The organism is Campylobacter concisus, from assembly GCF_902460535.1.
In the GTDB taxonomy this organism is placed as follows: domain Bacteria; phylum Campylobacterota; class Campylobacteria; order Campylobacterales; family Campylobacteraceae; genus Campylobacter_A; species Campylobacter_A concisus_AS.
On record NZ_CABPTV010000010.1, the window covers coordinates 1 to 10,343 of the forward strand.

Annotated in this window: 13 protein-coding genes; 2 read left to right on the forward strand and 11 right to left on the reverse strand. The window is 31.8% G+C overall.

The genetic code is table 11. From position 1 onward, the window contains the following. Positions 1–95: 95 nt before the first annotated feature. The 8 genes from FZ945_RS09560 to FZ945_RS09595 all read right to left on the reverse strand — a co-directional run bounded on the left by FZ945_RS09560 (position 96) and on the right by FZ945_RS09595 (position 7,920). Entirely contained in the window at positions 96–968 is an 873-nt protein-coding gene (locus FZ945_RS09560) for a tyrosine-type recombinase/integrase (protein ID WP_148804130.1), read from the reverse strand. 2 nt (positions 969–970) lie between these two features. After that, complete coding sequence (locus tag FZ945_RS09565) at positions 971–2,311, reverse strand: rolling circle replication-associated protein (RefSeq protein ID WP_148804132.1); 1,341 nt, start codon at positions 2,309–2,311, stop codon at positions 971–973. 226 nt (positions 2,312–2,537) lie between these two features. Then, positions 2,538–3,680: a type II secretion system protein GspD gene (locus FZ945_RS09570; RefSeq protein WP_148804134.1), complete on the reverse strand. Its 1,143-nt coding sequence runs from the start codon at positions 3,678–3,680 to the stop codon at positions 2,538–2,540. Then, positions 3,631–4,764, reverse strand: a complete 1,134-nt coding sequence (locus FZ945_RS09575) for a zonular occludens toxin domain-containing protein (protein WP_148804136.1) — start codon at positions 4,762–4,764, stop codon at positions 3,631–3,633. Before FZ945_RS09575 ends, FZ945_RS09570 begins: the two co-directional genes overlap by 50 nt. Before the next feature lie 3 nt (positions 4,765–4,767). Next, positions 4,768–5,184 (reverse strand): hypothetical protein, encoded by a 417-nt coding sequence (locus FZ945_RS09580; protein WP_187424197.1) that lies wholly within the window; start codon positions 5,182–5,184, stop codon positions 4,768–4,770. Positions 5,185–5,187: 3 nt separating this feature from the next. Then, complete coding sequence (locus FZ945_RS09585) at positions 5,188–6,690, reverse strand: hypothetical protein (RefSeq protein ID WP_148804138.1); 1,503 nt, start codon at positions 6,688–6,690, stop codon at positions 5,188–5,190. 541 nt (positions 6,691–7,231) lie between these two features. Beyond that, positions 7,232–7,450, reverse strand: a complete 219-nt coding sequence (locus tag FZ945_RS09590; RefSeq protein ID WP_148804140.1) for a hypothetical protein — start codon at positions 7,448–7,450, stop codon at positions 7,232–7,234. A gap of 92 nt (positions 7,451–7,542) precedes the next feature. Then, on the reverse strand, positions 7,543–7,920 hold the full coding sequence (locus FZ945_RS09595; protein ID WP_262367218.1) for a hypothetical protein: 378 nt from the start codon (positions 7,918–7,920) through the stop codon (positions 7,543–7,545). 222 nt (positions 7,921–8,142) lie between these two features. On the opposite strand from FZ945_RS09595, the gene FZ945_RS09600 reads away from it, so the two are divergent. Next, the gene (locus FZ945_RS09600; protein ID WP_148804142.1) at positions 8,143–8,379 is read left to right on the forward strand and encodes a TetR/AcrR family transcriptional regulator; all 237 of its coding nucleotides are present in this window, start codon (positions 8,143–8,145) and stop codon (positions 8,377–8,379) included. After that, a complete protein-coding gene (locus tag FZ945_RS09605; RefSeq protein WP_148804144.1) occupies positions 8,376–8,843 on the forward strand; it encodes a transcriptional regulator in 468 nt (155 codons plus the stop codon). The genes FZ945_RS09600 and FZ945_RS09605 overlap by 4 nt, the downstream gene beginning before the upstream one ends. A 17-nt stretch (positions 8,844–8,860) precedes the next feature. Here FZ945_RS09605 and FZ945_RS09610 read toward each other — a convergent pair whose 3' ends face one another. The 3 genes from FZ945_RS09610 to FZ945_RS09620 all read right to left on the reverse strand — a co-directional run. Further along, complete coding sequence (locus FZ945_RS09610; protein WP_148804146.1) at positions 8,861–9,139, reverse strand: addiction module antidote protein; 279 nt, start codon at positions 9,137–9,139, stop codon at positions 8,861–8,863. Then, a complete protein-coding gene (locus tag FZ945_RS09615) occupies positions 9,136–9,429 on the reverse strand; it encodes a type II toxin-antitoxin system RelE/ParE family toxin (RefSeq protein WP_012139914.1) in 294 nt (97 codons plus the stop codon). The genes FZ945_RS09610 and FZ945_RS09615 overlap by 4 nt, the downstream gene beginning before the upstream one ends. Positions 9,430–9,558: 129 nt before the next feature. Further along, positions 9,559–10,343 (reverse strand): tyrosine-type recombinase/integrase (locus FZ945_RS09620; RefSeq protein WP_148804148.1); only part of this gene is annotated, 785 nt, incomplete at its 5' end.

Consider the following 10,343-nt stretch of genomic DNA (forward strand, 5'->3'; position numbering starts at 1 on the left):
GGGCTCATAACCCGAAGGTCGGCGGTTCAAATCCGTCCTCCGCAACCAAATACCGATTTTATCGGCACTCCGAGCCACTTTTTAAAACGCTTAAATTAAACTGAAATTGAGTTAAGCAAAATTTCGATAGTTTCTTGAGATTTTTTAACGTTTGCGGTTATGTATTTTTGAGTTGTAATTATATTTGTATGCCCTAGAGTAAATGAAACTTGCTCGATAGGAATTTTAAGATAATTAATTGAGTAAGTGCCTATTAAATGCCTTATATCGTGTAATCTTATCTTTGGTAGATTATTTCTTTTTAAAAGTGAAGCCCAGCTTTTACGTAAATCTTTAAATTTATCATCAGTCATAGGATTGATAAAAACATAATCATTTAAACGTTTTTGATCTTTAGCTACTATATATCTTTTATAAAGCCTAGTATATAGCTCATCGCTCATCTTATAAATCATATCTCTTTTCGCCTTATTGATCTTAAAAGGGATAGTATAAGTCCTTGTTTTAAAATTTATATCACTAAATTTAAGGCTTAATACTTCATTTTTACGCCTGCCGTGAAGCAAGAAAAAGAATATATCAGAGTTTGGATCGCTGTTTTCGCAAATAGCTTTTATAAAACGTTTTTGAATGGCTATCGAATAATCAAAATATCTTTTATTGTCAAATTTTGGAAGCTCAATAAAATCACAAGGATTTTTAATTATTAGCTCCAGTTTGATGCCAAGCTTAAAAATAACTTTGAGCTTGGCAACGATATTTTTAATTGTCTTAATCTTGTATTCTTGCTTTATTAAACCATTACAAAACTTTTGAATATCAATAAAATTTATCTCTCTTATATCCCTTAAACCAAGTGAGTTTTTAAAATGCTTGTTATAAGTAGCTATATCACTTCTAAGAGTAGAAGAACTTAAAATAAGCTCGTAATAGCTAATGTAATTATCAAAAAGATCATTTAAAGACATTTTCAGAACTCATTGCAAATTAGGAAACGATCTACAAAGCTATCAATATCAGGGGCATTTAAATCGTGCTTTTGGCGATAATGAGTGAAGTTGTCTAATTCTCTATCAAGCATTAAATTTTCAACATAGGCTAAATGCTGAACGTTTACATCACCGCCCAAGTTTTGATAGTAATTTACTAGCTCATAATCTCGCATTTTACTTACTGGCTTAACTCGTGTTTCAGTTTTAAACAGCTCATCGCAAATTTTCAATACCTGCTTTTGTTTTAGAGTATTGCCAAAATTCTTTATTTCATCGCTTGCATCTTCATATTTTTGGCTATCAGTTTTCAATCTATCGTAAAAATTCAAAAGCCTACCACCAATGTAATGCTCCAACCTACCATTTAAATAAATGATCTCTTCTTTGTTAAAAGGTAAATTTATATAAATATAATCATCTTTTTTATTCCACTCTATCAATGCCCTAGGATCATTTGTTAGGTCGTTTAAATGGTAAAAGTCTTGCATCGAACTAATAAAATTAATCTTCCTATATACCCACAAAGGCACTTTAGTGCGTGAACTTAAAAAACGTCTAACCTTATGCTTTACATACCACGCCGAAAGCTCATCAAAATCTTGTGTTTCTTTTAAATTTATGAAAGTCTTTTGAATATATTTCATTACATAGCCACTAGGATTATTAATGCTAGTTTGAAAGCCGTTTAATTCTCCATTTTTCTCTTGCTCGCTTGTAATGGCATCTGTCTTTAAATTTTGTGGAGCATAAAAGATATTTGTATAAATTCTTTTCATAAAATCTAACGTATAAGCTGGGACGTAAAATAAAGCGTGGATATGTGGGACGCCGTCTTTTTTGTGTGGCTCAAAACACCTTATATAACTTCTATCTATTTTTTTAAATCTTCTTGAATATCGCATAATAAACAAATTCCACTGGTAATTAAGAACAGCAACCAAATCAGAGATAGTTAAAGATGCTGAATTTTTAGCCTTATATTTAACTTCATCAGGCAGATATTTATAATCAATAGGCTTAAATTTAGAGTAATAACCACTTAAAGCACCCCTAAAACACCCATTTAATGTAATAGTTAAGAAAACTGGCACTTGAAAATTATCGATCGCAAATGAGCTAAACACATTTACACGATTTGAAACTTCAGCGTAATATTTCGGGCTAAAGTTTGCTGACATTGAAATATCAAGCAAATTTCTAACCTGCCCTAAACTATTGACAAAAGAAAAAGAGCGCATATACTCCCTTTGATTATCAAGCTTCTCTTGACAAAGCTCTACATCAAAGGGCGAAACACCGTATAAATTCCTTGCTCGCATAGTCACTTCCTTAAAGGTAAGAGTTTTTTATTAATTTGACAAGAGCCACCATTTGGCGGACTTCGTCCGCCAAATGGTTGGCTTTTTGGCTACGCCAAAACACACTTAGGCGAAGGGGGCTTTTATGACCCAGCTGGATCGTTTGTTGCACGGCTCGAAAAGGCTGGACGAACTAAAAAGCTTATTACTCGCCTTTTGCAGGGGCGACCCCTGCACCCCTTAAAACTTATAAAATTTGAATTGTGAGAGTTAAAACAGAATTGATCTCGCTGTCTTGCTCTACTGAAAAAAGATACTTAAGAAGCCAAATATCTTTAAGGATAGGAACGCCATTACGTTGCTTAGCAGTGGTCTTTTTGTTTATGCCGCTAAGAACTAGAACGTCGCCACGTTTAAGAGAATATGAGCTTTTAAGCTCTTTCTTTGAAACAATGGGCGTTAAAGATGAACTTTGAGAAAGGATATCCTCGAGGATTAAATGTAAGTCGAAATCGATATGATCAGATAAAATTATAGGTTTTAAGTTGATTTTTAAACCAATGTCTTTATACTCATAGCTGTCCGTTTTTTGGTAATTTACGTTTGATATATCAGTTTTTGAAACAAGATAAGGGATATTCTGAACGGAACTAAAATAAACTTCTGTGTGATTTTTTGCCGTCAAGACTGGCGAAGAGATGATTTTTGTAATGCCGTTTGTATCAAGAAAATTTAATATGCCAAAAAATGCACTATCATCGTTTTTAATGACGTTTGAATTAGTAATGTAAGGGGAAGTAATTAAATTTATGTAATAGGCTAAATCGCCGTGATTAAGTGGCTTAAGTAAGCCTTGTAAATTTGTGCCTAAATCTTTTATATCTTTTAAATTTGTTTCGGTAATTATAAGCTTAAATGTTACTTGCTCCAAGCTTTTATCTATCTTAGCGATAGCGTCTTTAACTTGATCAAAAATGTAATCATCAGCCCTAAAAAAGACAGAGTTTGAAGCGGTCGCATAGGTAGCATTTAGATCAAACTGACTTAAAATTTTATTGACATCTTCAACAACGTAGTTTTTAAGATCGATACGCCTAAGATCGTAATCAGGCAATTTTTGAGAGCTTACATAGTAGAAATTATCCTTTTTATAAAGGTATAAATTCTTTGCTTCAAGCATCTTTCTAAACATCGAAATCGTGATTTTTACTTCGTCTTGATAGATAAAGTAGTATTCGCCTTGATGAATGCTCTCATCAGTTACAATAGCTATATTGTTAGCCTTACTTGTTAAACGTGCGAAATCTAGCAAATCAGTGTAAATTTCAGCAGAAAAAAGGCTATTTAATAGCAGACAAGGAAGAATTAGGAATTTGATTAAACTTTTCATCGGAAACACCTTTGTTATTTTTTTGGATTAAATTTGCAAAAACTGGCTTGTCAAATACGTAATAGTATTTAACAAGCTCGTGAGATTTCGGCTCGAAATAAAAATATAATGGCTTGTGAGTTGAAGATATGTAGGTGATTAATGACAATGGATATAAGTGGTAATCGTCGTCAAAATGGTAATTATTGTTAAGGCAAGTAATATCATAAATGTAAATTTCAGGAATATCAATATTATTGTTTTTAGATTTCTTATCATCAAAGAATAAACTTGAATTTTTAGATTGCTCGGAAACTGGAGCAAAAGAAGGAATTTTGTTTTCAATAGGTAAATTCTCGTTTTTAGGTTTATCAGTTTCAAATAAAGACATTACAACAAAATAAAAGAAAAGCAAGAGAAAAATAAAGAGTAAAAAAGCTAAGAAAAAGTAAAAACGAACAAATGATTTTTTATTTGAGCTTTGCCCTGAGTGGTATAAATCAAAAACTTCTTGAAGAAATGGGATATTGATAATTTCTAATCTATCTTTTTTAAAAAGCCTATAAGATGCATAAATTTCATAACGAAACTTTTTTGAAAATAATCTTCGTGAGCTGTCCGAAGCTCTATAAAATTTCTCTGCTATACGTTTATATTCGTTATTTACAAGCGTTAGATCCTGAGTAATTAAATAGATATCTTGATATAAATGGCGATGATATGTAAGCCACCAAACTAAAATTTCATCCTTTTGATTTTTAAAAAAGTTGTGACACTCGTCAAGCACGAATACACAACCATATAAATTTAACTCTTTAGCTTTCTCATTTACTTCATTATCGGTAGCACCAGTTTTATAAAGAGCATATAAATTTCTTAAGCCTAAATAAAATTCATCAAAGTCAAACTTCTTAAATTTATCGCATAGCTCAAATTTAAACTCATTAATATTAGTGTAGCAAAAAGAATAATTAGGCTTTTCTTTAGGCTTAACAAATTTAGTTAAAAATGTTTTCTTTGGCTCGTAAAGAAAGAGCTGGTAAATCATATATACTGCGTAATATGTTTTACCGCTTCCAGGGTTGCCAATTAAATACGTAATCATTTTTTAAGACTTTGCAACAACAAAAGATAAAATTGTTTCTCGAACAAATTTAAAGACAACAATGCCTATCTTTGTAGCGTAGATAAGAAAAAAGCTTAAAAAGATAGGCGAAAAAATAGCCATAACATCACAAAAAGCATTCCAAGCACCAAGAGATTTTATAAAAGCCAAAGCAGTAGTTAAAACTTTATCATTGCCAGTTGGCAGATTATTAACATAATCAACCACAAAATTAAATTTAGAATATATAAAATTTATTATGTAAAGAACAGCGGTTGCGTAAGAAAGGATTAAACCGCCCAAAATGGCATTAATGATAACCATTTTAGAAAAAGTAACAGCACGAAGAGCATAATCAACAATTTTGCCCCATTTAAAGAAACCAAAAAAATTAACAATCATTGCGATAATTGCTGGCATAGACTACCACCCCATAAACGTTAAAATAAATAATTTAATAGTTACAACCAAGAACAAGATAAAGAAAGCCAAGTAAAATAAAATATAAAGAGATGAAGAGACTGGCGAAACAATCTTGCAAAAATCAAAAGTTAAATTCTTAGAAAAATAAGTCATATCAATTTGAAAACTCAAAGGGCAAGTTGTCGGCACTGCACCTTTTTTCAAAGACATTAAATTTCCGTCTTTAATTTTTTGAATAGTATCCGTTAAACTAACTTTTACATCATTTACAAAGCTAAAACTATCATCAATGGCAGTTTTAAATTGACCTTCAAAAGTTTCAGAACTAGCTTTTAAACCTTCATAATCTAATTTAGCAGGTCCAATATTATCATCACCCTTGCCTTCTTCGCCTTTGCCGTCTTGCTTGCCGTCTTCTTTACCGTTGCCGTTATTAGGATTTGGCTTTGTTTCTACACCAGTCCCACCGCCACCACTAGAACCATTACCAGCAGAGCCACCACTATTATTATTTGAAGGGTTGCCACTCTCTCCGCTAGAGTTGTTTGAGTTTTCATTATTGTCCTTTTTGTCAGGTTTAGTATCTTCTTTTTTATTGTCTTTATTGCTTGAATTTGTAGAGTTGTTATCATTTTTCTTATCTTTATCTTTGTCAGGTTTAGGATTATCTTTACCCTTATCGCTTGAATTTGTAGAATTGTTATCTTTTTTCTTGTCTTTGTCTTTATCATTATCATTCAATCTAGGCTTAAAACGAATTAATTTACCATCTAAGCAACTACCATATTTAAAAGGTGGATCAATCAACATTACACCAGGATTATAAGAAGAACCAAAACCAGAGCAGGCGCAACGCATTATTTGAGCATCACTTAAAGCATTAGAACAATCAACGCAACCGCCTTGAGCTGTGCCGTTTGGATAACCATATTTATTTAAATTTTTATCAGAACAATCAGCATAACAAAGATTGTTTTCGGCATCCCAAGACTGACCAGCTGAACAAGCTGGCACGCATTGTTTTAAATTAGTGTTAAAATTCTCGCCAGCATTACAAGTAGTAAATTTAGAAAGACTATAAATTTTAACATAAGAAAAAGCTACAGATCTAACATCTAAAGCACCTTGAAAAGATGAAGAATTATATTTGCAAGAACCACTATTAACACCATTATTAAATAAACAATATAAAGATTTTTGCCCAAATGAAGAAAAATAAGAATATAAAGTTAAATTCTTACTATCAAATTGAAACCCAGCCCAAGAAACACCTAAAGAAAGATCAATAAACTCAACATTAAAACCATTATGTTGATAAACATCGTTATCTATTTTTATAAAACTATCAGGCATTAATAAAGCATCAACATAAAAACCAAAATTATATCTACTTAAAGAATTACCTTGATATGAACCAATACTAGAAGCATCAGGCCAATTAAAAGCAAAACCTAAAGAGCTTAACAAGCTAAGCAGGCAAAGAATTTTTAAGAGAAATTTCATAAGAAATCCTTAAAAAACCTTCTTTGTGAATAGGACTAAGCCAGCACAGATCGGCAGAGTTAAGATCATAAACCAAATAAATATCGAGAAAAAGTAGTCAAAAGCTGGAACGCCAATTACAATAAACATTTAAACACCTTTTTTAAATTTTGGATAGGACTATAAAAATAAACATACAGAGTAAAAACCCACATAATGCCCCAGTAAGGGACATCAAGAAGTTATATTGCTCGAGTGTTAAATTTAGATAGACTTTATCCATAATATTTAATTCCTATTCATTACTGACGCACTTCGTTTGTCAGCTTAAAGCTTTGCTTCGCACTCTGCTTTAAGCTATAAATTTAAGGGCTAATTTTTAAAAAGGCTAAGAGCTGAAGATATGGAAAAAACTATCGCAAAGAAAACTATAACAGCACCAAAGAAAGAGTTTAAAAATATACCAAATTTCGTAACGTCTATAAAATCAAAATACATTTTTAACCTTTTTAAAAATTAGCCCCAATTAAGGGGCAACACCATTTCAAAGAGAAAAAGCCTTTTATTTCAAAAGACCAAGACCTTTTTTAACAGCGAAGAATACGCCATAAGCAACAAGAACAGCACCAGCGATACTCATAAACGGACCAACGTTAAGATCACCTGTAACAGTGCCGTCAGCCGCCATAGTAATACCAGCAGCTAGAGCATTACTTGAAAGAACGCTAACAGCCGCAACACCAGCTAAAACCTTAGATTTAGCAGAAGCAAGAAATTTCATCTGAAATCCTTTTTTAAGAAATTTAGTAGCCTTAACTACTTATATAAGGAAACACGCTTATATAAATAGTTAAAGGGGCTAAACCCCTTTATTTACTTGTTTTCAGCCTTTTTAGCTGGCTTTGTGTCAAATAAGAAATATTCAACTGGATTTGCTATTGTTATTATTCTTTGATCGTTTGGGAAGCCACCTTCAACTGGTATCTCTTCACCTTTTCTAAATTTTTCTTTTATGGCACTGGCTACAAGTCCAGCCGTGTTGTTATCAGGGCAAATTATTTTAAAAACAACCTTTTGCTCTACTTCATCGGTAAAGCTAGTCTTTTCATTGACAACGTCATAGATATTTGATGAAGAGATACGAACTGAAGAAGAGTAATCATTACCTTCGAACTTGCCAGAAGCTGAACTTCTTACAAGACCACCTTTTAGAATGTATTTTAAATCATAGTCAGATTTAACGATTTGCATTTTTAACACCTTTTTTAATTTATTTATTTTTGAAACACCATTTAACATAGCCCCGAAAAGGTGTTTCGTCCAAACGGGGCTAGAATAGTTTTGTGCCATATTCAGGGCAAAATTTACATACTTTCGATAAAATCGGAAATATGAAATCATTTCATACGAACAATGAAATTATTTCATAATGTAACTTAAACAAAAATTAAAAGTGAAAGAATTTCAAAAATTATGGAAAAAAAAGAGATAGCAAATTTACTTGAAATCGAACTAAGAACACTATACAACTGGGAAAAATCAAGACCCAAGCTATATAATTTTATTATGGAAAATATTGATAAACAGCAAGAAACTACTTCAAAAATAAATGAATTAGAAAAATATTTTGAAAAATTATCAGAAGTAGAGCAAGAATACTATTTATCAAGCCTAAAAGTTAAAGTGTTGGAAAAGGAAATTAACAAATGAAAAAGCTAATATTAATATTCATATTTCTAACAAATGCAATAAGCTATGATTTTGGCGAAGACGTAAATATAATGGGTAAATGGGAAATTTCATCAGAAAACAATCAATTTATTAATTTTATGACAAGTGCAGGCAATAGATGGAAAGTTGAAATCAAAGATGACGGATTTATTTATGATCTAGAAGATGGCAAATTTATACACGAAAGATGGAGCTACACAAGAGAGCAAGGGATAATAAACATAGAATTTTATAACCAAAACAACAGCGGTGAAAAAATGCTAAATGGAAGATTTAAAAATTTAACAAACAACGATATAAAAATAATTAAAAAAATAGAATTTAATAAATACTTAGTTGAAATAATAGGCACAAACGACAAACTAATAATGAAAAGGCTGGGAGATAGCAGGCAAGTAAAGAATACAAAGCTTAAAAAAGATGTAAAAATAGAAATGAACTAAATTTGACTAAAATAATATTAAGCATAAACAAGCTTAATATCAAGAGCATTCACAACCTTAAATATACTTTCAAATCTAGGCTTTGAATTCTCTTTAAACATCTTATAAAAGCTTTCTCTATTTAAATTTGCTTTCTTTGCAACGTTTTCAATGCCTTTTGACTTTGCTATATAAAATAATGCTCTTTTAAATTCTTCAATATCGCCATCGGCTAAGACTTGATTTAAATACTCTTTTATTAACTCATCAGTTGTTAAATAGTCTTCTAAATTAAATTTAGTAAATTCTTCTTTCATTTATAATCCTTTAAAATTTCTTTTGCCTTTTTAATATCATCGCTTTGGCTATCTTTATCACCAGCATTTAACAATATAATTATTTCATCGCCGTTAAAAGTAAAAAATATCCTTAACCCACCACGATTAAAAAACCTAAGTTCGTATAAGTCTGTATCAATAAATTTATAATCCCCTAAATGATCTTTTGTTTCTATCTGCTCCAATCTTCTTAATATAGAAACCTTGACAATAGGATTATTTAACTTATGTAACCACTTATCGAATGTAGAGCTTTTTAATACTTTCATAGGGTAAATTTTAACAAATGTAGCTTAATGGCTACTTATAAAAATAGCGCGTAACACTCATAACCCGAAGGTCGGCGGTTCAAATCCGTCCTCCGCAACCAAATACCAAGGACTTTTACCACATTTTAACTAAACGCCAACTCCCACGCCATCACGTATATCATCAACATTTAGATGGATGTAATGCAGGCTACTTTTAATATCTGTATGACCCATAAAAGCCATCAATTTATGAGCGTTAAATCCCTTCAAACTCACTAGCCTAGAAGCCACTGTATGGCGTAATACGTAAAGTCCGTGAGTATTGCTAGTCCCTAAATATCCAAGATGGTTTCTCACAGCCCACCACATACGATTTGCTGTATCGTGATTTAGGTGGGTTATAGGACACTTATCAAGTGGTAAATCTTTGCAGTTATCATAAGCCCCTTGAGATACCCAGTAGTAGGTCATTTTAAGCACTGGGTCATCTTTTGTCTCTGTAAAGAGTTTTCTAGCCTCAGCTTTACTTACGCTCTTAGCTATTTCTAAGCGTTGTTTTATAGCTCTAAAGACCTCCATAACATTCTCTCCGCAAGGTAGTGTCCTGCTTTGTCCGTTCTTAGGAGCTCCTATGATAGTTCCAGCACCCTTATGTGTCTTAATTGCCTTTGAAATAGTGATAGTATCGTATTCAAAACTAATATCTCCTAGCTCAATAGCAAAGTATTCAGCAGGTCTTAGCCCAAGATTAGATAGCACTATGAAGAGCTCATATAGCTCTACACTAGATAGTGCTTTAGATTTTTTAGCTCTGTTATATAAAAACTCTTTAGTGCTTAGAAGCTCATCATCTCTTAAAGCTGGTCTTTTGGCTACTACTTGACTTTTTGGTGCAATGGCTAACCTTTCATATACTTGGCATAGATAAAAAT